We start from the raw sequence: 25339 nt of genomic DNA, 5'->3' as shown, positions 1-25339 counted from the left end.
ATACCGCCATGACGACCACATCCGGAACCGCGGAGCAGTCGCGGGAGACCCCGTCCCGGCGCGCCCCCGGCCGCGGCCGTTCCTCCGAGAGCGCCACCCTCAACGTCTTCTCGCACGCCTTCCTCATCCTCTGGGTGGTGATGGCGGCGGGCCCGCTGATCTGGGTCGCGGTGACGTCGTTCCGCACGTCGGGCGACATCCTCAGCGACCCGATGGGCATCCCCCTGTCGCTGCACTGGGAGAACTTCTCGCACGCCTGGGCAGAGGCGAACATCGGCCGGTACGCGCTGAACTCCCTGCTGATCCTCGCGGGTTCGCTCACCGGCACCATGCTGCTCGGCTCGATGGCCGCCTACGTGATCGCCCGCTTCGCCTTCCCCGGCAATCGCGTCATCTTCCTGCTGTTCGCGGGCGGCATGATGTTCCCGGTCATCCTCGCCCTCGTCCCGCTGTACGCCGTGATGGAGAACTTCGGCCTCCTCGACACCCGGCCGGGCCTGATCATCGCGTACATCGCCTATTCGCTGCCCTTCACCGTCTTCTTCCTGACCTCCTTCTTCCGCACCCTCCCGACCGGGGTGCAGGAGGCGGCGATGGTGGACGGCGCCTCGCACACCCGCACGTTCTTCCAGATCATGCTGCCGATGGCCAAGCCGGGCCTGGTGAGCATCGGCATCTTCAACTTCCTCGGCCAGTGGAATCAGTACCTGCTGCCACTGCTGCTCAACAACGAGAGCGAGGGCAGTTACGTGCTGCCGCAGGGACTCGCGTCGCTCGCGATCTCCCAGGGCAGTCACGGCGACTGGGGAGCGCTCTACGCCGGCCTGACGATCGCGATGCTCCCGGTGCTCGTCGTGTACGTGGTCTTCCAGCGGCAGGTACAGGCGGGGCTGACCGCGGGCGCCCTGAAGTGAGCTCTTACCACGTCTTTTCCGGTCCTTTACCGGTATGAATGTCGAAGGGTTGAACACATGAGGAATCGGATGATCGCCACGGGAGCGGCGATGTGTGCCATGTCCTTGGCGCTCGCCGCCTGCGGCGGTGGGGGAGACAGCGGCGACAGCAAGACCATCAAGCTGGTCGCCGCCGATTACGGGGACAAGGCATCCAATGCGTCCAAGGTCTACTGGGCGGATGTGAAGAAGGAATTCGAGAAGGCGAACAAGGGCTACAAGGTCGATGTCCAGGTGGTCAACTGGAACGAGATCGACAAGACCGTGAAGAACATGATCCAGGCGGGCAACGAGCCCGACCTGCTGCAGACCGGCGGCTATGCCGACAAGGTCGCGGACGATCTGCTCTACAAGGCGGACGAGGTGCTGTCGCCGAAGACCCGCGCCAATCTCATCCCGACCTTCGCCAAGGCCGGCGAGGTCAAGGGCACGCAGTACGGCATTCCGTGGGTCTCCTCCAGCCGCGTGCTGTTCTACAACAAGGACGTCCTGAAGAAGGCGGGCGTGAAGACGCCCCCGAAGACCTGGGACGAACTCGCCGGCGCCGCGAAGAAGATAAAGTCCTCGAAGGCCGCGGAGACCCCCTACGCGCTGCCCCTCGGCCCCGAAGAGGCCCAGGGCGAGACGATGATGTGGGAACTGGGCAACGGCGGCGGATACACCGACGCGAGCGGCAAGTACACCATCGACAGCCCGAAGAACGTCGAGACGTTCGGCTGGCTGAAGTCCGAGCTCGTCGACCCCGGTCTGACCTATGCCAACCCGGCGTCCACCGACCGCAAGACGGCCTTCGCCGACTTCGCGGCCGGCAAGGTCGGCATGCTCAACGGCCACCCGAGCCTCATCCAGATGGCGAAGGAGGGCAAGGTCGACTACGGCGTCGCGCCCATTCCGGGCAAGAACGGTCCGCTGGACAGCACCCTCGGCGTGGCCGACTGGATGATGGCATTCAAGGACGGCGGCGCCGACAAGGAAGGCGTGAAGAAGTTCCTGGACTTCACGTACTCCAAGAAGATGCTCCAGTTCGACGAGATGTACAACCTCATGCCGGTCACCCAGGACGTGCTCAAGGAGATGCAGAGCAACGGCAAGCACAAGGACCTGGAGCCGTTCTTCGAGGTGCTGCCGAAGGCCAAGTTCTACCCGCTGGGCGACACCTCCTGGGACGTCATCTCGGCCGAGATCAAGAAGACCGGCGGCAAGGCGGTCACCGACAATCCGAAGCAGGTCCTCGGAGACCTCCAGAAGAAGGCCGAATCGGCGGCGGCCGACGCCAAGTAACGGGCAGCGCCCCCCTTTTCGCAAGGAGCTTCCGTGTCACTGAAGGCCCCACCGTCCCCGGCCGCCGGCCGGGGACGGGACGGGCGCGTGTCCGGGCCGGCGCGGCGCCGCGGCGGCCTCGCCAGGCTCGGCCCGCTGCCCTGGATAGCGCCCGTCATCCTGCTGATTCTCGCCGTGGTCGTCTGGCCGGTCGTCGAGCTGATCCGCACCTCGTTCCTGAACATCTCCATCGCCGGAAAGGTGCGCGGCGGCGCGGGGACGGACAAGTTCGCGAAGCTCTTCGCGGAGAGCGACTTCGGCGCGGTGCTGCTGTGGACGGCGGTGTGGACCGTCGTCGTCGTGGCGGTCACCATGCTGCTCTCGCTGGCCCTCGCCCAGCTGTTCAACCAGAACTTCCCCGGCCGCCGCATCACGCGCTGGGCGCTCATCGCCCCCTGGGCGGCATCCGTGCTGATGACCGCGGTCGGCTTCAAATGGATGCTCAACCAGACGGCCGGCGTGCTCAACACGCTGATGCTGGACCTCGGCCTCATCGACAGCTCCCGGGACTGGCTCGGCTCCCCGGGCACCGCCTGGCCGTGGATGATGGCCGTCGCGGTGTTCGTCTCCCTGCCCTTCACCACGTACACCCTCCTCGCCGGGCTGCAGACCATCCCGCGGGACGTGTACGAGGCGTCGCGGATCGACGGGGCGGGGACCTGGCAGACGTACCGGCGGATCACGCTGCCGCTGCTGCGGCCGGCGTTCCTCGTCGGCGTGGTCATCAACCTCATCAACGTCTTCAACTCCTTCCCCATCATCTGGGCCATGACGCAGGGCGGCCCGGGCTATGACACCTCCACGACCATGGTGTTCATGTACAAGCTGAAGGAGACCGACATCGGCGAGTCCGCGGCCATGTCGGTGGTCAACTTCGCGATGGTCGTGGTGCTCGTGCTGATCTTCCTGAAGGTCAGCCGGTGGAACGAGGAGGACTGATGGCCACCGCGACGGCGGCCCGCCCCACGGCCCGCGCGCCCCGGCGTACGTTCCGGCCGCGCACCCTCGTCATCGCGGTCTGCGCCTGGGCGCTGGCCGCGGTCTTCCTCGCCCCGTACCTGGAGATGATCGTCACCGCGCTGCGCCCCAAGAGCGAGCTGCGGGACCGTACGTACCTCCCGCAGCACTTCGAGTGGGCGAACTTCGTCGAGGTCTGGAAGGAGTCGACGCTCGGGCAGAACCTCCAGGTCAGCCTGGTCGTCGCGGGCGGCGCCACGCTGCTCGTGCTGCTGGTCTCGCTGCCGGCCGCCTACTACACGGCGCGGATGCGCTACCGGGGCCGCAAGCTGTTCCTGCTGCTCGTCCTGGTCACCCAGATGTTCCAGCCCACGGCGCTGCTCGTCGGCCTGTACCGGGAGTTCCACCAGCTGGACATGCTGAACTCCGTCTGGACGCTGATCCTCGCCAACGCGGCGTTCAACCTCGCGTTCGCGGTGTGGATCCTGACGGCCTACATCGGCTCCATCCCGCCGGAGCTGGAGGAGGCCGCCATGGTGGACGGCACCAGCCGCTTCGGCGCCATGGTGAAGGTGACGCTGCCACTGGCCCTGCCCGGCGTCGTCACCACGGTCATCTTCACGTTCATCTCGGCGTGGAACGAGTTCGTCATGGGCCTCACCCTCACCACCGAGCCGGACAAGCAGCCGCTGACGGTCGGCATCAACAATTTCATCGGCGCCTACACGGTCGAGTGGAACTACCTCTTCGCCGCGTCCGTGGTGGCGATCGTGCCGGTCGTCGTGCTGTTCGCCTTCATCGAGCGGCACGTGGTCTCGGGCCTGACGGCGGGTTCGGTGAAGTGAAGCGGCCGGCCGCCGGGCCGGATTCCCAGGGGCCTTCCGCCGCCGGACGACGGAAGGCCCCGAGCCGTGTCCACGTGAGGCGTCGGCCGTCGTGCGTGGATATCCGCCCTCCTGCGGTCGAGGACTTGACGGGAGCGGACCCGGGCGGCTCGACTTAGATTCACATGTTGGAGACAAGCCGGGCCTCATGGATGCGGCCCGGCCGGCGGGCGGTCGTCGTGCCGCCCGCGGCAGGCGGGAGTGGATGAGTCGATGGAGACTCCGGGGTCGCAGTCCTCGCTGCACCGGGCCAATCTTGAGCGGGTCGTGCGTGCCGTTCGGATGGCGGGATCGCTCACCCAGGCGGAGATCGCCCGGACCACAGGACTGTCGGCGGCCACGGTCTCCAACATCGTGCGGGAGCTGAAGGACGGCGGGACCGTCGAGGTCACCCCCACCTCGGCCGGCGGCCGCCGGGCCCGCAGCGTCTCGCTCTCCGGCGACGCCGGCGTGGTGGTCGGCGTCGACTTCGGCCACAGCCACCTGCGGGTCGCGATCGGCAACCTCGCGCACCAGGTGCTCGCCGAGGAGTCCGAGCCGATCGACGTGGACGCCTCGGCAGCCGAGGGCTTCGACCGGGCCGAGCAGCTGGTCAGCCGGCTGGTGGAGACGACCGGCATCGACCGGTCCAAGGTCGTCGGGGTGGGCCTCGGCGTGCCGGGCCCGATCGACGTGGTCTCCGGCACCCTCGGCTCGACCGCGATCCTGCCGGGCTGGACGGGCACGAACCCGGGGGAGGAGCTGTCGGCCCGGCTCGGCGTGCCCGTGCACGTCGACAACGACGCCAACCTCGGCGCGCTCGGCGAGCTGGTGTGGGGCGCGGGCCGGGGTGCGGTGGACCTCGCGTACATCAAGGTGGCCAGCGGCGTCGGCGCCGGGCTGGTGATAAGCGGGCAGATCTACCGCGGCCCCGGCGGCACGGCGGGCGAGATCGGGCACATCACGCTGGACGAGTCGGGCCCGGTGTGCCGCTGCGGCAACCGCGGCTGCCTGGAGACCTTCACCGCGGCCCGGTACGTCCTCCCGCTGCTCCAGCCGGGGCACGGCCCGGACCTGACCATGCCGGGCGTGGTCCAGCTGGCCCGGGACGGCGACCCGGGCTGCCGCCGGGTGATCGCGGACGTCGGCCGGCACATCGGCAGCGGCGTGGCGAACCTGTGCAACCTGCTGAACCCCAGCCGGGTGGTGCTCGGCGGGGACCTGGCGGAGGCCGGTGAGCTGGTGCTGGCGCCGATCCGGGAGTCGGTGTCGCGGTACGCCATCCCCAGCGCGGCGCGGCAGCTGAGCGTCGTACCGGGCACGCTGGGCGGCCGGGCCGAGGTGCTGGGCGCGCTGGCGCTGGTGCTGAGCGAGATGGGCGACTCCACGCTGCTGGACGGCTCCCTGAGCCCGGACACTGCCGCCATTGCCTGAAGCGAGCGGGGCGCCCCAGCACTGCTGGGGCGCACTGTGAGTTCACACAGCTAACGGATGGCACCGTTGTCATCTCGTTAAGGATTTACTCCTTGACGCCCTGCGAGCGGCCGAGTTGACTCCAAACACCTCGGCCGCAAGGACGCGGCCATGTCAGGGAGGGCCATCCCCATGAACGCATTTGTGCGTCGCGTCGTCATAGCCACCACCGCGGTCTCCATGGCCGCGACCGTGGCCGCCTGCGGCAAGGCCGGCGGTGGCAGTGACGGCGGCGGTGACAACAAGACCATCGGCCTGTTGCTGCCGGAGAACAAGACCACGCGCTACGAAACCTTCGACCGGCCGTTCATCGAGCAGAAGATCAAGGAACTCTGCTCGGACTGCGAGGTCAAGTACAACAACGCAGCGCAGGAGACCGAGACCCAGAAGAAGCAGTTCGACGCGCTGATCACGCAGGGCGTCAAGGTGATCATCCTGGACGCGGTCGACTACAAGGCCACCAAGTCCTGGGTGAACCAGGCCGCCAAGAAGGGCGTGAAGGTCGTCGCGTACGACCGACTCGCCGAGGGCGACATTTCGGCCTACGTCTCCTACGACAACGAGAAGATCGGCCGCCTCCAGGGCGAGGGCCTGGTCAAGGCCCTGGGCAGTGACGCCAAGAATGCCAACGTTGTCATGATCAACGGGTCGCCGACCGACCCGAACGCCCCCTTCTTCAAGAAGGGCGCGCACAGCGTCCTGGACAAGCAGGTCAAGAAGATCGCTTACGAGCAGGACATCCCGGACTGGTCGACCGACGAGGCCAACAAGAAGATGAACTCGGCGATCGACGCGCTCGGCAAGGACGGCTTCCAGGGCGTCTACTCCGCCAACGACGGCATGGCCGGTGGCATCCTCACCGCCCTGAAGCAGCGCAACATCGACGTCCCGGTCGGTGGCCAGGACGCCGAGCTGGCCGGTCTCCAGCGGATCCTGAAGGGCGACCAGTCCTTCACCATCTACAAGCAGATCAAGCCGCAGGCCGAGACCACCGCCGAGGTCGCCGTCAAGCTCCTCAAGGGCGAGAAGATCGACTCCGTCGCCCCCGACAAGGTCGACAGCCTCAGCGGCGAGGTCAAGGGCATCCCGGCGAAGCTGTACGACGCGCAGATCGTGACCAAGGACGACATCAAGGACACGATCATCAAGGACAAGGTCTACAAGGCCGGCCAGATCTGCACCGCGGACTACAAGAAGGCCTGCGAGGAAGCCGGCATCAAGTAACCCCCTCGGCGGCCCGCGCCCCGAGCGGCGCGGGCCCCGGCAGCCTCGTACGCACCATTCCCGCCCGACAGGCGGCGAAGGAGATGATTCACGTGTCCGCTGCGCCCGTGCTGGCGTTGCGCTCGGTCTCCAAGCGGTTCGGCGCCGTCCAGGCGCTCACGGACGTCACGCTGGAGATCGAACCCGGTGAGGTGGTCGCCCTGGTCGGCGACAACGGCGCCGGCAAGTCGACCCTCGTCAAGACCATCGCCGGGGTCCACCCCATCGACGAAGGCACCATCGAGTGGGAGGGGCGCCCGGTCCGCATCAACCGGCCGCACGACGCCCAGGAGCTCGGCGTCGCCACCGTCTACCAGGACCTCGCGCTCTGCGACAACCTCGATGTGGTCGCCAACCTCTTCCTCGGCAGCGAGCTGCGCCGCGCCTCCGTGCTGGACGAGATCGCCATGGAGAAGCGCGCCAAGGAGCTGCTGGACACCCTGTCCATCCGCATCCCCAGCGTCCGCATCCCCGTCGCGGCGCTCTCCGGCGGTCAGCGCCAGGTCGTCGCCATCGCCCGCGCGCTGATCGGCGACCCCAAGGTCGTCATCCTCGACGAGCCCACCGCGGCGCTCGGCGTCGAGCAGACCGCGCAGGTCCTCGACCTCGTCGAGCGGCTCCGCGAGCGCGGCCACGGAGTGATCCTGATCAGCCACAACATGGCCGACGTGCAGGCCGTGGCGGACCGGGTCGCGGTGCTGCGCCTCGGCCGCAACAACGGTGTCTTCTCCGTGGCGGACACCTCCCACGAAGAGATCATCGCCGCGATCACCGGCGCCTCGGACAACGCCGTCACCCGCCGCAAGGCACGTACGGACCAGGTCAAGAAGGAGCAGGGCGCGTCATGAGCAGCGACCTCACCAAGAGCGAGGCGACCGTCCCGGCGGAGCAGGGCGCCGTCCCGGCCGCGGCCGTCGACCCGCGGCTGCTCGTCCGCGAGCAGGGCTTCAAGGGGTACTGGACCGACTTCACCCGGCGGATGCGCGGCGGCGAGCTGGGCTCGCTCCCGGTCGTCCTCGGGCTGATCGCCATCGCGGTGATCTTCCAGCTGCAGACCAGCAGCTTCCTGTCCGCCGGCTCCCTCGCGAACATCGGCGTCTACACCTCCGGCCTCGGCATCATGGCCGTCGGCATCGTCTTCGTCCTGCTGCTGGGCGAGATCGACCTCTCGGTCGGCTCGGTGGCCGGCGTCGGCGCCGCGGTCTGGGCCGTGCTCAGCGTCACCAACGGCCTGAACGACTGGCTGTCCGTACTGGTCGCCATCGCCTGCGGCACGCTCATCGGTGCGCTGCACGGCTTCTTCTTCGCCAAGATCGGCGTGCCCGCCTTCGTGGTCACCCTGGCCGGCTTCCTCGGCTGGAGCGGCCTGCAGATCTGGATGATGGGCAAGGAAGGCTCCATCAACACGCCGGACGACAGCGTGGTCGCCTACCTCACCGGCTACTACTTCGAGGACAAGGCCGCGGCGTACGGCCTGGCGCTGATCGCCGTCCTGGCGTACGCCGGCTCGCTGCTGCTGGACACCAAGCGGCGCAAGGCCGCCGGGCTGCCCTCGCGGCCGCTGAGCGAGGTGGGGCTGCGGACCGCCGTGGTCGCGGTGATCGCCTTTGTCGTCGCGTACGTGCTGAACGAGCCGGCGGGCGCGCGCGGCCTGCCGCTGGCCCTCGTGCTCTTCCTGGCCGTCCTGGTGATCGCGGACTTCGTTGTCCGCCGGACGAGCTACGGCCGGCAGATCTTCGCGGTCGGCGGCAACGCGGAGGCCGCCCGCCGGGCCGGCATCAACGTCGACAAGGTCCGGATCACGGTCTTCGCGATCTCCGGGATGCTGGCCGCGTTCGGCGGTCTCTTCATCGCCAGCCTCTCCGGCGGCGCCACGAAGAACCTCGGTGCCGGCAACACGCTGATGAACGTGATCGCCGCCGCGGTCATCGGCGGCACCAGCCTCTTCGGCGGCCGCGGCAAGATCTGGTCGGCGCTGCTGGGCATGCTGGTCATCCAGTCCATCCAGCAGGGCCTGAACCTGCTGGGCATGGCCAGCGAGATCCAGTTCATGATCACCGGCGCGGTGCTGCTCGCCGCCGTCGTCATCGACTCGGTCTCCCGCCGGACCCAGAAGACGGCCGGCCGCACGTAACAGCTCTGCCACGGAATCGGACACGCGCGGCCCTCCGCAGGGCCCGCCGCCGCCCATTCCGTCCGACCCCGTACGGCCCTGCCAGGCACGATGCCCAAGGCGGGGCCGTTCGGGTGACATAGATCGCACAGCCCGGGCGCCGGTGTCCGAGGCGGAACATTAGACTCGACTGATCGGCAAGCTCGATCAAGCTCGAACCGGCGACCAGGTTCGAACAACGCTCGAACGCAAGGAGGCACGGGTGGCCCTGCTTACCCGTATCAGGGAACCGCGCGATCTGGACCGGCTCGGCCCGGAGCAGCTGGAGCAGCTGGCGGCGGAGATCCGCACGTTCCTGGTCGACGCGGTCTCCAAGACCGGCGGACACCTCGGCCCGAACCTCGGCGTGGTCGAGCTGACCATCGCCCTGCACCGCGTCTTCGAGTCGCCCAAGGACAAGGTCCTCTTCGACACCGGCCACCAGTCGTACGTCCACAAGCTCCTCACGGGGCGCCAGGACTTCGGCAAGCTGCGGGCCAAGGGCGGCCTGTCCGGTTACCCCTCGCGCGCCGAGTCCGCCCACGACGTCATCGAGAACAGCCACGCCTCCACGGTGCTCGGCTGGGCCGACGGGCTGGCCAAGGCGAGCCAGGTCCGCGGTACGGACGACCACGTCGTCGCGGTGATCGGCGACGGCGCGCTGACCGGCGGCATGGCCTGGGAGGCGCTGAACAACATCGCCGTCGCCAAGGACCGCCCGCTGGTCATCGTCGTCAACGACAACGAGCGTTCGTACGCGCCGACCATCGGCGGCCTCGCCAACCACCTCGCCACCCTGCGCACGACCGACGGCTACGAGCGGTTCCTCGCCCGTGGCAAGGACCTCCTGGAGCGCACGCCGGTCGTCGGCAAGCCGCTGTACGAGACGCTGCACGGCGCGAAGAAGGGCCTGAAGGACTTCATCGCCCCGCAGGGCATGTTCGAGGACCTGGGCCTGAAGTACGTCGGCCCGATCGACGGCCACGACATCGAGGCGCTGGAGTCCGCGCTGCAGCGCGCCAAGCGCTTCGGCGGCCCGGTCATCGTGCACTGCCTCACCGAGAAGGGCCGCGGCTACGAGCCCGCCGAGCAGGACGAGGCCGACCGCTTCCACGGCATCGGCGTGATCCACCCCGACACCGGCCTCCCGGTCTCCGCCTCCGGCGCCGACTGGACCTCCGTCTTCGGCGAGGAGATGGTCAAGCTCGGCCGGGAGCGCGAGGACATCGTCGCGATCACCGCCGCGATGCTCCAGCCCGTCGGCCTGAAGAAGTTCGCGCAGGCCTTCCCCGACCGCATCTACGACGTGGGCATCGCCGAGCAGCACGGCGCGGTCTCCGCCGCCGGCCTGGCCACGGGCGGCCTGCACCCGGTCTTCGCGCTGTACGCGACCTTCCTGAACCGCGCCTTCGACCAGATCCTGATGGACGTGGCGCTGCACAAGTGCGGCGTCACCTTCGTCCTGGACCGCTCCGGCGTCACCGGCACCGACGGTGCCTCGCACAACGGCATGTGGGACATGTCGATCCTCCAGGTCGTCCCGGGCCTGCGGATCGCCGCGCCGCGCGACGCCGACCAGGTACGCGCCCAGCTGCGCGAGGCCGTCGACGTCGACGACGCGCCGACCGTGGTGCGCTACTCCAAGGGCGCGGTCGGCCCGGCCGTCGAGGCCGTGGAGCGGGTCGGCGGCATGGACGTGCTGCGCAAGGCTCCCGAGGGCGTGGACCGGCCGGACGTGCTGCTGGTCTCCGTCGGCGCGCTCGCCCCGATGTGCCTGGAGATCGCCGACCTGCTCGACAAGCAGGGCATCTCCGCCACCGTCGTCGACCCGCGCTGGGTCAAGCCGGTCGACGCGGCCCTGCCGGGCCTGGCCGCCCGGCACCGCGTCGTGGTCACCGTCGAGGACAACATCCGCACCGGCGGCGTCGGCTCCGCGGTCGCGCAGGCGCTGCGGGACGCGGGCGTGGACGTGCCGCTGCGCGACTTCGGCATCCCCGAACGCTTCCTCGACCACGCCTCCCGCAAGGAGATCATGGCCGAGATCGGACTCACCGCGCCGGACATCGCGCGCCAGGTCACCGGCCTGGTCGCGAAGATCGACGGGCGTTACGACGACGCCGCGGACTCCGGGAACGGGCGGGCCGCCGAGCCGGCCCGGGCAGCCCGGGACTGATCCGGCACGCGGCCCGGGGGGCCGGCGCTCACTCCACCGGGTGAGTGCCGGCCCCTCCGCATATCGAGTGATCTCGGGCCCGCCCGGGCAAGCCGTGAACGAGCCTTTTCCGCCAATTGACGAAACTCGGTCAGTTGGGGATTCATGCACGGTCGCCCAGGCGGAGGTTCGCACATGAGCAGTTCGTTGCCCGAGCCGGAGGGCCGCCGGCGCGGCCTCTTCCGGACCAAGACGGTCGAGGAGTCGATCCGCGACACCGAGGAGCCCGAGCACGCGCTCAGGAAGTCGCTGTCCGCACTGGACCTCACGGTCTTCGGCGTCGGCGTGATCATCGGTACCGGCATCTTCGTCCTCACCGGCAAGATCGCCAAGGAGTCGGCGGGGCCCTCGGTCGCCCTCGCCTTCGTCGTCGCCGGTGCGGTCTGCGCGCTGGCCGCCCTCTGCTACGCCGAGTTCGCCTCCACCGTCCCGGTGGCCGGCTCCGCGTACACGTTCTCCTACGCCTCGCTGGGCGAGTTCCCCGCCTGGATCATCGGCTGGGACCTGGTGCTGGAGCTGGCGCTGGCCTGTGCCGTGGTGTCCGTCGGGTGGTCCGGCTACATCCGCTCGCTGCTGGACACCGCGGGTTTCCACCTGCCGCAGAGCCTTTCGGGGACGCATGAGGGGCAGTTCGGGTTCGACCTGCTGGCCTGCATCCTCGTCCTGGTCCTGACGGTCATTCTGGTCGCGGGCATGAAGCTGTCCTCGCGGGTGACCGCGGTGGTCGTCGGCGTCAAGGTCACCGTCGTGCTGCTCGTCATCATCGTCGGCGCGTTCTTCATCAACGGCGCCAACTACGAGCCGTTCGTTCCGGAGGCCGTGCCCAGCGAGGGCGGCAGCGGCTGGCAGGCGCCGCTGGTCCAGCTGATGTTCGGCTTCACCCCGGCGAGCTTCGGCGTGATGGGCATCTTCGCGGCCGCCGCCGTGGTCTTCTTCGCCTTCATCGGCTTCGACATCGTCGCCACCGCGGCGGAGGAGGCCCGCAATCCGCAGCGCGACGTACCGCGCGGCATCCTCGGCTCGCTGCTCATCTGCACGGTGCTCTACGTCGCGGTGTCCATCGTCGTCACCGGCATGCGGAAGTACAGCCGGCTGTCCACGGACGCGCCGCTGGCCGACGCCTTCAAGGACGTCGGGCACCCGTTCTGGGCGGGGCTGATCAGCTTCGGCGCGGCGGTCGGCCTCACCTCGGTCTGCATGATCCTGCTGCTGGGCCAGAGCCGGGTGTTCTTCGCGATGAGCCGCGACGGACTGCTGCCCCGGGTGTTCTCCACGGTCCACCCCCGCTTCGGTACGCCCTACCGGTCCACGATCGCGCTCGGCGTGGTGGTCGCGGTGGTGGCGGGGTTCACGTCCATCGACGTCCTGGCGGAACTGGTCAACATCGGCACCCTGTTCGCGTTCGTCGTGGTCGCGCTGGGCGTGATCATCCTGCGCCGCACCCGGCCCGACCTGCCGCGCTCCTTCCGTACCCCGCTGGTGCCGCTGGTGCCGGTCCTGTCCGTGCTGGCGTCCCTGTGGCTGATGATCAACCTGACCGCGGAGACCTGGATGCGGTTCGCCGCCTGGATGGTCCTCGGGCTCGTCTTCTACTTCGTGTACGGGCGGTCGCACAGCCGGATGGGCCGCAGCGAGCGCTGACGCCCTCTCAGCGGCCGTGCGCCCGGCCGCCTCCGGTGCCGGCCGGGCGCACGGAACGCGGCCCCGCCACCCGGGCGCCCAGCGCCTCGACGCGGGCGCGCAGGCCCCGGTCGGCGGTCACGACCACGCAGGGCTGCCCGGCGGGCAGGGCGGCGACCAGCTCCACGATGCGGTCGTCGCCGCTGCCGTCGGCGGACTCCACCCGTACCCCGTCGACGCTCGCCACGCCGCGGGCCGCGCCCTCCACGACGAGCACCAGCTCCACGGGCGGGTCGGCGATCCCGGGCACGCCTGTCCCGTCGTACGCCACGAGTCCGTCGCGCAGCCGCTCGGCCGCGCCCCGCCGGTCGTGCCACCAGCCGTCGGGCACCGAGCCGACGACGTTGGCGCCGTCGACGATGAGGGTGGTTGTCGCTGTCATGGGTTCATCGTGGCACCGATGGGGCGCCGCGGGCTCACGGTGCCTCAGAATCGACAACCCGGGGTTGACGGTGGCTGGTGCGTCAACCTATGGTTGACGCATGGCAGATTCCGTGGAACCCGTACGTGACACGCATCCGGTACGCCTCGACGACCTGATCGAGGCCATCAAGAAGGTCCACACCGACGCGCTGGACCAGCTGACCGACGCGGTCCTCGCCGCCGACCACCTCGGCGACGTGGCCGACCACCTGATCGGCCACTTCGTGGACCAGGCACGCCGCTCGGGCGCCTCCTGGACGGACATCGGCAAGAGCATGGGCGTCACCAAGCAGGCCGCCCAGAAGCGCTTCGTCCCGAAGGGGCCCGCGACCTCCGACCTCGACCCGAACGAGGGCTTCGGGCGCTACACGCCGCGCGCCCGCAACGTCGTCGTCACCGCCCAGAACGAGACCAGGGCGGGCGGCCACGCCGAGATCGGCACCGGGCACCTGATCCTCGGCCTCCTCGCCGAGCCGGACGGGCTCGCCGCACGTGCGCTGGCCGCCCAGGGCGCATCGGCCGAGGCCGTGCGCGAGGCGGTCGCCGCCGCGCTGCCGCCCGCCGCTGAGGGCGAGTTGCCCGCCCTGATCCCGTTCGACGCGGCCGCCAAGAAGGCGCTGGAGCTGACCTTCCGTGAGGCCCTGCGGCTGGGCCACAACTACATCGGCACCGAGCACGTGCTGCTCGCCCTGCTGGAACAGGAGGACGGGGACGGTGTCCTGGCCGGCCTCGGGGTCACCAAGGAGGCCACCGAGGCATGGGTGACCGACACGCTCGACGCCATCGTGGCGGACCGCGCGGCCGAGTGACGGAACCAGGGGTGACGGCGCGGCAGTAGGCTGCGCCGATGCCGATATTCAGACGGTCCGGGACCCGGCGCTCGGCACGGGTCCTGCTCATCGACGGCGACGGCCGCACGCTCCTCTTCCGGTCCCAGCAGGTCCCGGGCAGGCCCGAGGAGGGGTACTGCTGGTTCACGCCCGGCGGGGGAGTGCGCCGCTGGGAGCGCACGGCGCGGGCCGCCGCACGCGAACTCGCCGAGGAGACCGGCCTGTCGGTGCCGCACACGGCGCTGACCGGGCCGGTGGCCCGCACCTCCGGCCACGCCGACCTGGGCTGGCACTCGGGGATGTTCGAGGACGTCTTCTACGTGTACCGGGTGGCCCGGCACGACGTCGACACCGGCGGCTTCGAGGCCCACGAGCGGGCGACGATCGTGGCCCACCGGTGGTGGAGCGCGGAGGAGCTGACGGCGGCGACGGAGGAGGTGTACCCGTACGGCCTCGCCGGCCTCCTCACGGACATCCTGGCGGACCGGCTGCCCGCCGGACCGGTACGGCTGCCCTGGCACCACTGAAAGGCGCTCACGGCCGCCCCGGAGCCCCGGGAAACGGCACGGCGAACCGTCGCTTCCGCACATACGGAACTGCCCCGGCACCACTGAGGGATGGTGCCGGGACAGTGACCCGTGGGGGCGGCAGGACCGCCCACCCGTGTGTTACGCGGGGACGCTCGCGACGCCCGGCGCGAGGAACTTCTTGCCGTTGACCCGCTCGGAGACGCCCTCACGGTCCAGGTACGGCGTGATGCCGCCCAGGTGGAAGGGCCAGCCGGCGCCGGTGATCAGGCACAGGTCGATGTCCTGCGCCTCGGCCACCACGCCCTCGTCCAGCATCAGGCCGATCTCCTGTGCGACGGCGTCCAGGACGCGGTCGCGGACCTGCTGCTCGGTGAGGACCGTGTCGCCCTGCTGGAGCAGCGCGGCGACCTCCGGGTCCAGCTCGGGCGCGCCCGAGTCGTACACGTAGAAGCCGCGCTTGCCGGCGTCCACGACGGCCTTCAGGTTCGGCGAGACCGTGAAGCGCTCCGGGAAGGCGCGGTTCAGGGTCTCCGAGACGTGCAGGCCGATGGCCGGGCCGACCAGCTCCAGCAGCACCAGCGGGGACATCGGCAGGCCCAGCGGCTCGACCGCCTTCTCCGCCACGGCCACCGGGGTGCCCTCGTCGATCACGTTCTGGATCTCGCCCATGAAGCGGGTCAGGATCCGGTTCACGACGAACGCCGGGGCGTCCTTGCACAGGACGGCAGTCTTCTTCAGCGACTTGGCGACCGAGAAGGCCGTGGCCAGCGACGCGTCGTCGGTCTGCTCGCCGCGCACGATCTCCAGCAGCGGCAGGATCGCGACCGGGTTGAAGAAGTGGAAGCCCACGACCCGCTCGGGGTGCTTCAGCTTCGACGCCATCTCCGAGACGGACAGCGAGGAGGTGTTGGTCGCCAGGATGGCGTGCGCCGGAGCGACCGCCTCGACCTCGGCGAACACCTGCTGCTTGACGCCGATCTCCTCGAACACGGCCTCGATGACGAAGTCCGCGTCCGCGAAGCCGTCCGCCTTGTCCAGGACGCCGGAGACCAGGCCCTTGAGGCGGTTGGCCTTGTCCTGGTTGACGCGGCCCTTGAGCAGCAGCTTGTCGATCTCGTCGTGGACGTACTTCACGCCCTTGTCGATGCGCGCCTGGTCGATGTCGGTCAGCACGACCGGCACCTCCAGGCGGCGGGCGAAGAGCAGCGCCAGCTGGGAGGCCATCAGACCGGCGCCGACCACGCCGACCTTGGTGACCGGGCGGGCCAGGCTCTTGTCCGGGGCACCGGCCGGGCGCTTGGCGCGCTTCTGCACCAGGTTGAACGAGTAGATGCCGCTGCGCAGCTCGCCGCCCATGATCAGGTCCGCGAGGGCCTGGTCCTCGGCGTCGAAGCCCTGGCGCAGGTCGCCGTTCTTGGCCTTGGCGATGATGTCCAGCGCGCGGTAGGCGGCCGGGGCCGCGCCGTGCACCTTGCTGTCGGCGATGGCCTTGCCGCGCGCCACGGCCTGGTCCCAGGCGTCGCCGCGGTCCAGCTCCGGGCGGACGACCTCGACGTCGCCCTTGAGGACGGAGGCGGTCCACAGCAGCGACTGCTCCAGGAAGTCAGCGCCCTCGAAGATCGCGTCGGCGATCCCCAGGTCGTAGACCTGCTGGCCCTTGAGCTGCTTGTTCTGGTTGAGCGAGTTCTCGATGATGACCGAGACCGCGCGCTCGGGGCCGATGAGGTTCGGCAGCAGGACGCAGCCGCCCCAGCCGGGCACCAGGCCGAGGAAGACCTCGGGCAGCGAGAAGGCGGGCAGCGCCTTGGAGACGGTGCGGTACGAGCAGTGCAGGCCGACCTCGACGCCGCCGCCCATGGCCGCACCGTTGTAGTACGCGAAGGTCGGCACGGCCAGCTTCGCCAGCCGCTTGAAGACGTCGTGGCCGCCCTTGCCGATGGCGAGCGCGTCCTCGTGCTTCTTCAGCAGCTCGACGCCCTTGAGGTCGGCGCCGACCGCGAAGATGAACGGCTTGCCGGTGATGCCCACACCGACGATCGAGCCGTCCGCGGCCTCCTTCTCGACCTGGTCGATCGCCACGTTCAGGTTGGCGAGCGACTGCGGGCCGAAGGTGGTCGGCTTGGTGTGGTCCAGGCCGTTGTCCAGCGTGATGAGCGCGAAGCGCCCGGCGCCGTACGGGAGGTCGAGGTGGCGTACGTGCGCCTGGGTCACGACCTCGTCGGGGAAGAGCTCGGCCGCCCCCTTGAGAAGTTCTGCGGTGCTCACTTGCCTGCCCCCTCGAAGTGCGGGTTCTCCCAGATCACGGTGCCGCCCATGCCGAAGCCGACGCACATGGTGGTGATGCCGTAGCGGACGTGCGGCTGCTCCTCGAACTGCCGTGCCAGCTGCGTCATCAGACGCACGCCGGAGGAGGCGAGGGGGTGGCCGAACGCGATCGCGCCGCCGTACTGGTTGACGCGCGGGTCGTCGTCGGCGATGCCGTAGTGGTCCAGCAGCGACAGCACCTGGACGGCGAACGCCTCGTTGATCTCGAACAGGCCGATGTCGTCGATCGACAGACCGGCCTTGGCCAGCGCCTTCTCGGTCGCCGGGACCGGGCCGATGCCCATGACCTCCGGCTCCACACCGGCGAACGCGTAGTCCACCAGGCGCATCTTGACCGGCAGGTCCAGCTCGCGCGCCACGTCCTCGGCGGCGATCAGCGAGGCGGTGGCGCCGTCGTTCAGGCCCGCCGCGTTACCGGCCGTCACCCGGCCGTGCGCGCGGAACGGGGTCTTGAGGCCGGCCAGGTTCTCCAGCGTGGTGCCCGGGCGCATCGGCTCGTCGGCGGTGGCCAGACCCCAACCGGTCTCGCCCGCCTCCTCGTTCGTCCGGCGGACGGAGATCGGCACCAGGTCGGCCTGGATCTTCCCGTCCGCGTACGCCTTGGCCGCCTTCTCCTGGCTGCGCACGGCGTACTCGTCGGCGCGCTGCTTGGTGATGTGCGGCAGGCGGTCGTGCAGGTTCTCCGCGGTCATGCCCATGAACAGCGCGGACTGGTCGACCAGCTTCTCGCTGACGAACCGCGGGTTCGGGTCGACGCCCTCGCCCATGGGGTGGCGGCCCATGTGCTCGACGCCGCCGGCGACGGCGATGTCGTACGCGCCGAAGGAGACGCCGCCCGCGATGGACGTCACGGCGGTCATCGCACCGGCACACATCCGGTCGATCGAGAAGCCGGGCACGGACTGCGGCAGACCGGCCAGAATTCCGGCGGTCCGGCCCAGGGTCAGGCCCTGGTCACCGATCTGCGTCGTCGCGGCGAGCGCGACCTCGTCGATACGGGCCGGGTCCAGGTCCGGGTTGCGGCGCAGCAGCTCCCGGATGCACTTGACGACCAGATCGTCGGCGCGGGTCTCGTGGTAGATGCCCTTCGGGCCCGCCTTGCCGAACGGGGTGCGGACGCCGTCGACGAAGACGACGTCCCTAGCGGTACGAGGCACGTTGGCTCTCCTCCAGGTGCGGGGTGGCACTGCTGCGGGGCGCGCTCATGGCGCGCTGCCCACCGTCATGCTACTTGCGGGTAACCAACCTGCCCACCCCCCTCGGCCGGAGCGGCGAACATCACATTCCCCGGCTGTGGTCAAGGGTGACTTCCGGGGCTTCCCGCGATCCGGGTGGCTTCGGCCGGTCTTCGCTGCGTCGCGGACGTACAGGGACGTACCGGCCCTACTCTGCCCCCATGGATACGAAGCGAAGCGGAATGCTCGCGCAGCGGAACCGTACGGCGGGACTCCGCGCGGCCGGCCTGGTGTGCGCCGTCGCCATGGCGGGCGCGCTGATCACCGGCTGCGGCGACGACAAGAGCAGCGGTGGAGACAGCTCCTCGTCCCCGTCGGCCTCCGGCGGCGGAAAGTCCGCGGCCGCCACCGCGTCCCCCAGTGGCAAGCTCACCGAGGACCAGGCCGAGCGCAAGGCGCTGATCCCCAAGGCCAAGATCACGTACGACAAGGCGCTGTCGGCCGCCACCGGCGCGGTCTCCGGCGCCGAGCCGGTCTCGGCCGAGCTGAAGAACGGCTCCGGCAACAAGCCGGTCTGGGAGACCACGGTCGCCAAGACCGACGGCACCAAGAGCATGGTCACGGTCGACGCGGTCTCCGGGAAGGCGGCCGAGCCCCGTACCGACAGCGACGAGGACGCCGACGACAAGAAGAAGCTCGCCGACTGGCTGAAGAAGGCCACGGTCACGCCCCAGCAGGCGGCCGAGGTGGCCACCGGCAAGAAGAAGGGCACGGTCAGCTCGATCGAGCTGGACGACAACGACCAGGGCAAGGCGATCTGGTCCGTCGACGTCGTCACCGAGAACGACTGGAACAAGACGACGTACGACATCGACGCGACCAACAAGAAGGTGCTCCGCACCCACGTCGACAAGGACTGAGCTCACCGGCAGGGGACCGCAAAACGCCGGACGGGCTGGTAAAGACCAGCCCGTCCGGCGATTGAGGACAAGACGTCCGGCAGGTGTCAGCCCGCAGCCGAGGTACTGAGCGCTCGCACCAGCAGCGGCGTCACCAGCTCGACCTGCCAGGGCCGAGCCCCGTACCCGGTCAGCGCCTCGGAAACCGCCGACGAAGTCGGCTCAGGCGGCTCCCAGCACACCCGCCGCACCGTGTCCGGCGTGATCAGGTTCTCCTGCGGCAGGTGCAGCTCCTCGGCGAGCGCCGTCACCGCCGTGCGGGCCGCGGAGAGCCGGGCCGCGGCCGCCGGGTCCTTGTCGGCCCAGGCGCGCGGCGGCGGGGGGCCGTTCAGCGGCTGGCCCGGCTGCGGCAGCTCGGACTCGGGCAGCGCCCGCGCCCGGTCGACCGCCGCCTGCCACTGCTCCAGCTGCCGGCGGCCCATGCGGTGCCCGAACCCGGACAGCGCGGCGAGCGCGTGGGCGTTCGGCGGGACGTTCAGTGCGGCCTCCACGATCGCCGCGTCGCCCAGCACCTTGCCCGGCGAGACGTCCCGCTTCTGCGCGACCCGGTCGCGGGCCGTCCAGAGCTCCCGTACCACTGCCATCTGCCGCCGTCGCCGCACCTTGTGCATCCCGGACGTACGGCGCCAGGGGTCCTTCCGGGGCGGCGCCGGCGGAGCGGCGGCGATGGCCGCGAACTCCTGCCGGGCCCAGTCCAGCTTCCCCTGCCGGTCCAGCTCCTCCTCCAGCGCGTCCCGCAGATCGACCAGCAGCTCCACGTCCAGCGCGGCGTACCGCAGCCAGGGCTCGGGCAGCGGGCGGGTGGACCAGTCCACCGCCGAGTGGCCCTTCTCCAGCGCGTAGCCGAGGACGTTCTCGACCATCGCGCCGAGGCCGACCCGGGCGAAGCCGGCCAGCCGGCCGGCCAGCTCGGTGTCGAAGAGCGAGGCGGGGAGCATCCCTATGTCACGGAGGCAGGGCAGATCCTGGGTCGCCGCGTGCAGGACCCACTCGGCGCCGGCGATCGCCTCGCCGAGCGCGCTCAGGTCGGGACACGCGACCGGGTCGATCAGGACGCTGCCCGCGCCCTCGCGGCGCAGCTGGACCAGGTAGGCACGCTGGCCGTAGCGGTACCCGGAGGCCCGCTCGGCGTCCACGGCGACCGGGCCACTGCCGGCCGCGAAAGCCGCGACGACCTGTGCGAGGTCCTCGTCGGTCGCGGTCACGGGCGGGATGCCCTCGCGGGGTTCGAGAAGCGGGACCGGTGCCGGCCGGGGGTCTTCCGTTGCGTCCCCGGGGGTTCGCAGTGTCGAGTCTTCTGCGGTCTTTTGGGCGTCGGTCACCAGTCAAGGGTATCGGTGTATGCACCACGTCCGCCGAGGGAACGTTCCCTCGACGGACGCTGCGCCTGTGTAAAGACGCGGTAAGGGGGGGGCGGGTGGGCGGCAGAGCGGCCTCAGTGGCCGGTCCCGGTGCTCAGTGGATGATCCCGGTACGCAGTGCGACGGCGACCATGCCGGCCCGGTCGCCCGTGCCGAGCTTGCGGGCGATGCGGGCGAGGTGGCTCTTGACCGTCAGGGCCGACAGGCCCATCGAGACGCCGATGGCCTTGTTGGACTGGCCTTCGGCGACGAGTCTGAGCACCTCGACCTCGCGCCCCGAGAGCTCGCGGTAGCCGCCGGGGTGGCCGGGGGCGCCGGGCGGGCGGCGGTGCATGCGGGCCGCGCCCGCGCCGATGGGGGCGGCGCCGGGCCGGCCCGGGATGCCGAGGTTGGTACGGGTGCCGGTGACGACGTAGCCCTTGACGCCGCCGGCGAGGGCGTTGCGTACCGCGCCGATGTCGTCGGCGGCGGACAGTGCCAGGCCGTTCGGCCAGCCCGCCGCCCGGGTCTCGGACAGCAGGGTGAGGCCGGAGCCGTCGGGAAGATGTACGTCGGCCACGCAGATGTCGCGCGGGTTGCCGACGCGGGGGCGGGCCTCCGCGATGGACGATGCCTCGATCACGTCGCGTACTCCGAGGGCCCACAGGTGGCGGGTCACGGTGGAGCGGACGCGCGGGTCGGCCACGACGACCATGGCCGTCGGCTTGTTCGGGCGGTAGGCGACCAGGCTGGAAGGTTGCTCGAGGAGAACAGACACCGGGCCTCCTGGGGAGTGGCGGGGACGGAAGCCGGCTTCAGGGGAGAGTGAACCGGAGTGCTTCCGTGTTTGAAGGGTCACCCACCTCTTCGGCAGTAATCCGGCCGGACTTTAGAGTTTGATCACGATTTAATTGGGACCAATTCGGGCAAATCGGATGAGTGATCGAGGGTCCGGGCAGCACACGTACAGCCCGGAACCGACCCGCCGCGGTCCGGGCTGTGACGTGAAGAGGGAGCTCAGCGGGGCTGCGGCCCCCGTCGCTGGGGGAGCGGTACCACGCCGCCCCGGCCCGCCGGTTCGACCGGCGCCGGCGGCAGCCCGGCCACCTGGCACAGCAGGTCGCACCAGGCCGTCAGATGGACCGCCGCGTCGCGCACCCCGTGCGGCCCCTCGGCCGGCGTCCACGAGGCACGCAGCTCGATCTGGCTGTCCGGCGCCCGGTCCCCGAGCCCGCCGAAGTAGTACGAGCCCGCGCGCGTGACCGTGCCGCTCGGCGCCCCGTACGGCACGCCGCGCGCCTCCAGCGCCCCCGTCAGCCAGGACCAGCACACCTCCGGCAGCAGCGGATCGGTGGCCATCTCCGGCTCCAGCTCGGCGCGGGCCAGCGTCACCACCCGGAAGGTGCCCTGCCAGGCGTCGTGTCCGTCGGGGTCGTGGAGCAGGACGAGCCGCCCGTCGGCCAGGTCCGTGTCGCCGTCCGAGTCCCGGTCGAGAACCGTCGCCTCCAGCGCGTGCGCGAACGGCGCGAGCCGTTTCGGCGCGGGCATCGGCGCGATGTCGATCTCGGGTCGCAGCCGGGCGGCATGGAGTGCCTCGACCGCCCGACGGAAGGCGATCGGGGTCTCGTCCGCGCTGTCCGCGAGGTGTTCGTGAGCCGCTGCCATGCTGGGAAGGTTAGGCGCAATGCGGCGTTCATATGCGGAGGACACCCGGTGGGCGGGTCGCCCGTTCGGAGGTGTCTCCCCGCGCGTGCGAAGATTTGGGGCGTGAGTGCCAACGACTTCCCCCAAGCTCTCCACTCCGTTCGAGCCGGGGAGACCCCGATGACGGGCCAGCAGACCGCGTCCTTCGCCCCGGAGAGCACGCGGGAGTCCGCGTTCCTCAAGGCCTGCCGGCGCGAGCCGGTCCCGCACACGCCGGTGTGGTTCATGCGTCAGGCCGGGCGCTCACTGCCCGAGTACCGCAAGCTCCGCGAGGGCATCGCGATGCTCGACTCCTGCATGCGGCCGGACCTGGTCACCGAGATCACGCTGCAGCCGGTCCGCCGCCACAATGTGGACGCCGCGATCTACTTCAGCGACATCGTCGTCCCGCTCAAGGCCATCGGCATCGACCTGGACATCAAGCCCGGCGTCGGCCCGGTCGTCGAGCGGCCGATCCGCACCCGCGCCGACCTGGAGCGGCTGCGCGACCTCACGCCCGAGGACGTCTCGTACGTCACCGAGGCGGTCCGCATGCTCGTCGGCGAGCTGGGCACCACCCCGCTCATCGGCTTCGCGGGCGCCCCCTTCACCCTCGCCAGCTACCTCGTCGAGGGCGGCCCGTCCCGCAACCACGAGCACACCAAGGCGCTGATGTACGGCGACCCGCAGCTCTGGGCCGACCTGCTGGACCGCCTCGCCGACATCACCGCCGCCTTCCTGAAGGTGCAGATCGAGGCCGGCGCCAGCGCCGTGCAGCTCTTCGACTCCTGGGTCGGCGCGCTCGCCCCGGCCGACTACCGCCGCTCGGTCATGCCGGCCTCCGCGAAGGTCTTCGAGGCCGTCTCGGGGTACGGCGTACCGCGCATCCACTTCGGCGTCGGCACGGGCGAGCTGCTCGGCCTCATGGGCGAGGCCGGCGCCGACGTCGTGGGCGCCGACTGGCGGGTGCCGATGGACGAGGCCGCGCGCCGGGTCGGTCCCGGCAAGGCCCTGCAGGGCAACATCGACCCGGCCGTCCTCTTCGCCCCGCGCGAGGCGGTGGAGGCCAAGGCCCGCGAGGTGCTGGACGCCGCCGCCGGCCTGGAGGGCCACGTCTTCAACCTCGGCCACGGCGTCCTGCCGAACACCGAGCCCGAGGCGCTGACCCGCCTGGTCGAGTACGTCCACGAGCAGACGGCACGCTGAGCCGGTCCGGGGCGCCCGCATGCGGCGGGCGCCCCGCGGCACGGCCTCGCATACCGCGGCGCGGGCCGTCTGCTGCGCCTACTGCGGTGCCGCGTCCGCCCGTACCGCCTGTACGGCCTTCCGCGCGGCCACCAGCACCGGGTCCCACACCGGTGAGAACGGCGGTGCGTAGCCCAGGTCCAGCGCCGTCATCTGCTCGACCGTCATCTTCGCCGTCAGCGCGACCGCCCCGATGTCCACCCGCTTCGCCGCGCCCTCCCGGCCGACGATCTGCACGCCCAGCAGCCGCCCCGTCAGCCGCTCGGCGAGCATCTTCACCGTCATCGGCGCGGAGTCCGGGAAGTACCCCACCCGGCTCGTCGACTCGATCGTGACGGCCACGTACTGGAGCCCGACCGCCTGCGCGTCCTTCTCGCGCAGCCCCGTCCGCGCGATCTCCAGGTCGCAGACCTTGCTGACGGCCGTGCCGACCACGCCGGGGAAGGTGGCGTAGCCGCCGCCCACGCCCGAGCCGATGACCTGGCCGTGCTTGTTCGCGTGGGTGCCGAGCGCGATGTGCCGGGTGCGCCCGGAGACCAGGTCCAGCACCTCCACGCAGTCGCCGCCCGCCCAGATGCCCTCGTACCCGCGGACCCGCATCGCCAGGTCGGTGAGGATGCCGCCGGAGGGGCCCAGCGGCAGCCCGGCCGCCTCGGCGAGCGCGGTCGCCGGCCGTACGCCGAGCCCCAGCACCACCACGTCGGCCGGGAACTCCTGCTCCGCCGTCACCACCGCGCAGGCCCGGCCGTCGTCACCGGTACGGATCTCCGTCACCTCGGCGCCGTTGACCATCTCGATGCCGAGCCCCTTCATGGCGTCGTGCACCAGGCAGCCCATGTCCGGGTCCAGCGTGGACATCGGCTCCGAGCCGCGGTTGACGACGGTCACCTCGTACCCGCGCTGGATCAGCGCCTCGGCCATCTCCACGCCGATGTACCCGGCGCCCACCACGACCGCGCGCCGCCCCTCGGTACGGGAGAGCGTCTCCAGCAGCGCCTGGCCGTCGTCGAGGGTCTGCACGCCGTGCACGCCCGGCGCGTCGATGCCCGGCAGCGGCGGCCGCAGCGGAGTCGCGCCGGTCGCGATCACCAGCTTGTCGTACCCGGTCCACTCCTCCGCGCCGCTGTCGAGGTCGCGCGACCGCACCCGCCGCTCGTCGAGGTCGAGCTCGGTGACCTCCGTCCGCATCCGCAGGTCGATGTCGCGGGCCCGGTGCTGCTCCGCCGTCCGCGCGATCAGCGAGTCCCGCTCGTCCACGACCCCGCCGACCCAGTACGGAATGCCGCAGGCGGAGTACGACGTGAAGTTCCCGCGCTCGAACGCCACGATCTCCAACTCGTCGGGCTTGCGCAGCCTGCGGGCCTGCGACGCGGCGGACATCCCGGTCGCGTCCCCGCCGATGACCACCAGCCGTTCCGCCATGACCGGCCCCTTTCCCGTTCCACGGACTGTTCGGGCGGACCCGCCCGGTACCGCAAAGGCTACGACCTGCCGCTCCTGTCGCCGGGCGCCCGCGCCGCGTCACGCGTCTGTCACAGCGGTGTGCCCACTGTTGGCACCGATGCCCCTGAGTTGCCACGATGTATCCGCAAACAACCGTTCAGTTCGTGGCAGGAGGAACCTGATGAAGTTCGACATGGGTTCGCAGGTGCTGTCGACGCTGCAGTCGAAGTCGCGGGGATCGAGCGAGGACCTCGGCGGGCTGATCCGCCAGCTGGTGGACGCCGCGGCGCCGTTGGAGGGCAAGTTCAACGGCTCGGGCAAGGCGGCCTTCGACCAGTTCAAGGCCCGCTCCGACGAGATCGCGTCCTCGCTGCAGAGCTCGCTGTCGGGCATTCTCGGCGGTCAGGCCGGCATGGATTCGGCGTTCAGCTCGGGTGACCAGGAGCACGGCGACAACGCCCGCACGCAGATGTCGTCGGCCAATTTCGACGCGGCCCGGTTCGGCGGCCGCTG

At 70.5% G+C, this 25339-nt stretch carries 22 protein-coding genes; 15 read left to right on the top strand and 7 right to left on the bottom strand.

All coding sequences use genetic code 11. From position 1 onward, the window contains the following. Nucleotides 1–8: 8 nt before the first annotated feature. From ABZ840_RS35545 to ABZ840_RS35500, 10 genes are all read left to right on the top strand, one after another. Nucleotides 9–914 carry a carbohydrate ABC transporter permease gene (locus ABZ840_RS35545; RefSeq protein ID WP_361567511.1) on the top strand — a complete coding sequence of 302 codons (906 nt, stop codon included), beginning with the start codon at nt 9–11 and terminating at the stop codon, nt 912–914. Nucleotides 915–971: 57 nt separating this feature from the next. After that, on the top strand, nt 972–2234 hold the full coding sequence (locus tag ABZ840_RS35540) for an extracellular solute-binding protein (protein ID WP_361567508.1): 1263 nt from the start codon (nt 972–974) through the stop codon (nt 2232–2234). Between the two features lie 39 nt (nt 2235–2273). After that, entirely contained in the window at nt 2274–3212 is a 939-nt protein-coding gene (locus ABZ840_RS35535) for a sugar ABC transporter permease (protein ID WP_361567588.1), read from the top strand. Further along, the gene (locus ABZ840_RS35530; protein WP_361567506.1) at nt 3212–4075 is read left to right on the top strand and encodes a carbohydrate ABC transporter permease; all 864 of its coding nucleotides are present in this window, start codon (nt 3212–3214) and stop codon (nt 4073–4075) included. Before ABZ840_RS35535 ends, ABZ840_RS35530 begins: the two co-directional genes overlap by 1 nt. Nucleotides 4076–4327: 252 nt before the next feature. Then, entirely contained in the window at nt 4328–5527 is a 1200-nt protein-coding gene (locus ABZ840_RS35525; RefSeq protein ID WP_361567503.1) for an ROK family transcriptional regulator, read from the top strand. Between the two features lie 171 nt (nt 5528–5698). Continuing rightward, entirely contained in the window at nt 5699–6790 is a 1092-nt protein-coding gene (locus ABZ840_RS35520; RefSeq protein WP_361567500.1) for a substrate-binding domain-containing protein, read from the top strand. Between the two features lie 83 nt (nt 6791–6873). Beyond that, nucleotides 6874–7677, top strand: coding sequence for an ATP-binding cassette domain-containing protein (locus tag ABZ840_RS35515; protein WP_361567497.1), 804 nt, complete (start codon nt 6874–6876; stop codon nt 7675–7677). Beyond that, nucleotides 7674–8963 carry a sugar ABC transporter permease gene (locus ABZ840_RS35510; protein WP_361567494.1) on the top strand — a complete coding sequence of 430 codons (1290 nt, stop codon included), beginning with the start codon at nt 7674–7676 and terminating at the stop codon, nt 8961–8963. Before ABZ840_RS35515 ends, ABZ840_RS35510 begins: the two co-directional genes overlap by 4 nt. 241 nt (nt 8964–9204) lie before the next feature. Then, a complete protein-coding gene (gene dxs, locus ABZ840_RS35505) occupies nt 9205–11154 on the top strand; it encodes a 1-deoxy-D-xylulose-5-phosphate synthase (RefSeq protein ID WP_361567492.1) in 1950 nt (649 codons plus the stop codon). A gap of 174 nt (nt 11155–11328) precedes the next feature. After that, on the top strand, nt 11329–12834 hold the full coding sequence (locus ABZ840_RS35500) for an amino acid permease (RefSeq protein WP_361567489.1): 1506 nt from the start codon (nt 11329–11331) through the stop codon (nt 12832–12834). 7 nt (nt 12835–12841) lie between these two features. Here ABZ840_RS35500 and ABZ840_RS35495 read toward each other — a convergent pair whose 3' ends face one another. Further along, on the bottom strand, nt 12842–13255 hold the full coding sequence (locus ABZ840_RS35495; RefSeq protein WP_361567486.1) for an NTP pyrophosphohydrolase: 414 nt from the start codon (nt 13253–13255) through the stop codon (nt 12842–12844). A gap of 100 nt (nt 13256–13355) precedes the next feature. Between ABZ840_RS35495 and ABZ840_RS35490 the strand changes: the two genes are divergently transcribed. Both ABZ840_RS35490 and ABZ840_RS35485 read left to right on the top strand, forming a co-directional pair. Next, nucleotides 13356–14105 (top strand): Clp protease N-terminal domain-containing protein, encoded by a 750-nt coding sequence (locus ABZ840_RS35490; protein WP_361567483.1) that lies wholly within the window; start codon nt 13356–13358, stop codon nt 14103–14105. Nucleotides 14106–14143: 38 nt separating this feature from the next. After that, complete coding sequence (locus ABZ840_RS35485; protein ID WP_361567481.1) at nt 14144–14653, top strand: NUDIX domain-containing protein; 510 nt, start codon at nt 14144–14146, stop codon at nt 14651–14653. Nucleotides 14654–14794: 141 nt separating this feature from the next. On the opposite strand, the gene ABZ840_RS35480 is transcribed toward ABZ840_RS35485, so the two are convergent. After that, the gene (locus ABZ840_RS35480; RefSeq protein WP_361567479.1) at nt 14795–16921 is read right to left on the bottom strand and encodes a 3-hydroxyacyl-CoA dehydrogenase NAD-binding domain-containing protein; all 2127 of its coding nucleotides are present in this window, start codon (nt 16919–16921) and stop codon (nt 14795–14797) included. Next, nucleotides 16918–18138 carry an acetyl-CoA C-acyltransferase gene (locus tag ABZ840_RS35475; RefSeq protein WP_361567477.1) on the bottom strand — a complete coding sequence of 407 codons (1221 nt, stop codon included), beginning with the start codon at nt 18136–18138 and terminating at the stop codon, nt 16918–16920. Before ABZ840_RS35475 ends, ABZ840_RS35480 begins: the two co-directional genes overlap by 4 nt. Nucleotides 18139–18377: 239 nt before the next feature. Between ABZ840_RS35475 and ABZ840_RS35470 the strand changes: the two genes are divergently transcribed. After that, nucleotides 18378–19076 carry a PepSY domain-containing protein gene (locus tag ABZ840_RS35470; RefSeq protein WP_361567475.1) on the top strand — a complete coding sequence of 233 codons (699 nt, stop codon included), beginning with the start codon at nt 18378–18380 and terminating at the stop codon, nt 19074–19076. Between the two features lie 86 nt (nt 19077–19162). On the opposite strand, the gene ABZ840_RS35465 is transcribed toward ABZ840_RS35470, so the two are convergent. The 3 genes from ABZ840_RS35465 to ABZ840_RS35455 form a co-directional block, all read right to left on the bottom strand. Further along, a complete protein-coding gene (locus ABZ840_RS35465; protein ID WP_361567472.1) occupies nt 19163–20437 on the bottom strand; it encodes a ribonuclease D in 1275 nt (424 codons plus the stop codon). A 133-nt stretch (nt 20438–20570) separates the two neighbouring features. Then, the gene (locus tag ABZ840_RS35460; RefSeq protein ID WP_030261220.1) at nt 20571–21233 is read right to left on the bottom strand and encodes a response regulator transcription factor; all 663 of its coding nucleotides are present in this window, start codon (nt 21231–21233) and stop codon (nt 20571–20573) included. 239 nt (nt 21234–21472) lie between these two features. Continuing rightward, a complete protein-coding gene (locus tag ABZ840_RS35455) occupies nt 21473–22120 on the bottom strand; it encodes a DUF3000 domain-containing protein (protein WP_361567468.1) in 648 nt (215 codons plus the stop codon). Nucleotides 22121–22279: 159 nt separating this feature from the next. Between ABZ840_RS35455 and hemE the strand changes: the two genes are divergently transcribed. Continuing rightward, nucleotides 22280–23344 (top strand): uroporphyrinogen decarboxylase, encoded by a 1065-nt coding sequence (hemE, locus tag ABZ840_RS35450; protein ID WP_361567465.1) that lies wholly within the window; start codon nt 22280–22282, stop codon nt 23342–23344. 78 nt (nt 23345–23422) lie between these two features. On the opposite strand, the gene ABZ840_RS35445 is transcribed toward hemE, so the two are convergent. Next, nucleotides 23423–24805 (bottom strand): FAD-dependent oxidoreductase, encoded by a 1383-nt coding sequence (locus ABZ840_RS35445; RefSeq protein WP_361567462.1) that lies wholly within the window; start codon nt 24803–24805, stop codon nt 23423–23425. Nucleotides 24806–25007: 202 nt separating this feature from the next. On the opposite strand from ABZ840_RS35445, the gene ABZ840_RS35440 reads away from it, so the two are divergent. Next, a partial coding sequence (locus ABZ840_RS35440) for a hypothetical protein (protein ID WP_361567460.1) occupies nt 25008–25339 on the top strand: 332 nt, incomplete at its 3' end.

Origin of the sequence: Streptomyces sp. NPDC047117 (genome assembly GCF_040643545.1) — a bacterium.
Lineage (GTDB): Bacteria > Actinomycetota > Actinomycetes > Streptomycetales > Streptomycetaceae > Streptomyces.
This window is presented reverse-complemented; position numbering and strand designations above follow the sequence as displayed.

What these genes read in the sequence shown, in the direction of transcription:
- ABZ840_RS35530 (WP_361567506.1), top strand. Translation starts at nt 3,212, where the DNA reads ATGGCCACCGCGACGGCGGCCCGCCCCACGGCCCGCGCGCCCCGGCGT.
- ABZ840_RS35490 (WP_361567483.1), top strand. Translation starts at nt 13,356, where the DNA reads ATGGCAGATTCCGTGGAACCCGTACGTGACACGCATCCGGTACGCCTC.
- ABZ840_RS35445 (WP_361567462.1), bottom strand. Translation starts at nt 24,805, where the DNA reads ATGGCGGAACGGCTGGTGGTCATCGGCGGGGACGCGACCGGGATGTCC.
- ABZ840_RS35470 (WP_361567475.1), top strand. Translation starts at nt 18,378, where the DNA reads ATGGATACGAAGCGAAGCGGAATGCTCGCGCAGCGGAACCGTACGGCG.
- ABZ840_RS35485 (WP_361567481.1), top strand. Translation starts at nt 14,144, where the DNA reads ATGCCGATATTCAGACGGTCCGGGACCCGGCGCTCGGCACGGGTCCTG.
- ABZ840_RS35455 (WP_361567468.1), bottom strand. Translation starts at nt 22,120, where the DNA reads ATGGCAGCGGCTCACGAACACCTCGCGGACAGCGCGGACGAGACCCCG.
- ABZ840_RS35510 (WP_361567494.1), top strand. Translation starts at nt 7,674, where the DNA reads ATGAGCAGCGACCTCACCAAGAGCGAGGCGACCGTCCCGGCGGAGCAG.
- ABZ840_RS35515 (WP_361567497.1), top strand. Translation starts at nt 6,874, where the DNA reads ATGATTCACGTGTCCGCTGCGCCCGTGCTGGCGTTGCGCTCGGTCTCC.
- ABZ840_RS35520 (WP_361567500.1), top strand. Translation starts at nt 5,699, where the DNA reads ATGAACGCATTTGTGCGTCGCGTCGTCATAGCCACCACCGCGGTCTCC.
- ABZ840_RS35545 (WP_361567511.1), top strand. Translation starts at nt 9, where the DNA reads ATGACGACCACATCCGGAACCGCGGAGCAGTCGCGGGAGACCCCGTCC.
- hemE (WP_361567465.1), top strand. Translation starts at nt 22,280, where the DNA reads ATGACGGGCCAGCAGACCGCGTCCTTCGCCCCGGAGAGCACGCGGGAG.
- ABZ840_RS35525 (WP_361567503.1), top strand. Translation starts at nt 4,328, where the DNA reads ATGGAGACTCCGGGGTCGCAGTCCTCGCTGCACCGGGCCAATCTTGAG.
- ABZ840_RS35540 (WP_361567508.1), top strand. Translation starts at nt 972, where the DNA reads ATGAGGAATCGGATGATCGCCACGGGAGCGGCGATGTGTGCCATGTCC.
- ABZ840_RS35500 (WP_361567489.1), top strand. Translation starts at nt 11,329, where the DNA reads ATGAGCAGTTCGTTGCCCGAGCCGGAGGGCCGCCGGCGCGGCCTCTTC.
- ABZ840_RS35495 (WP_361567486.1), bottom strand. Translation starts at nt 13,255, where the DNA reads ATGACAGCGACAACCACCCTCATCGTCGACGGCGCCAACGTCGTCGGC.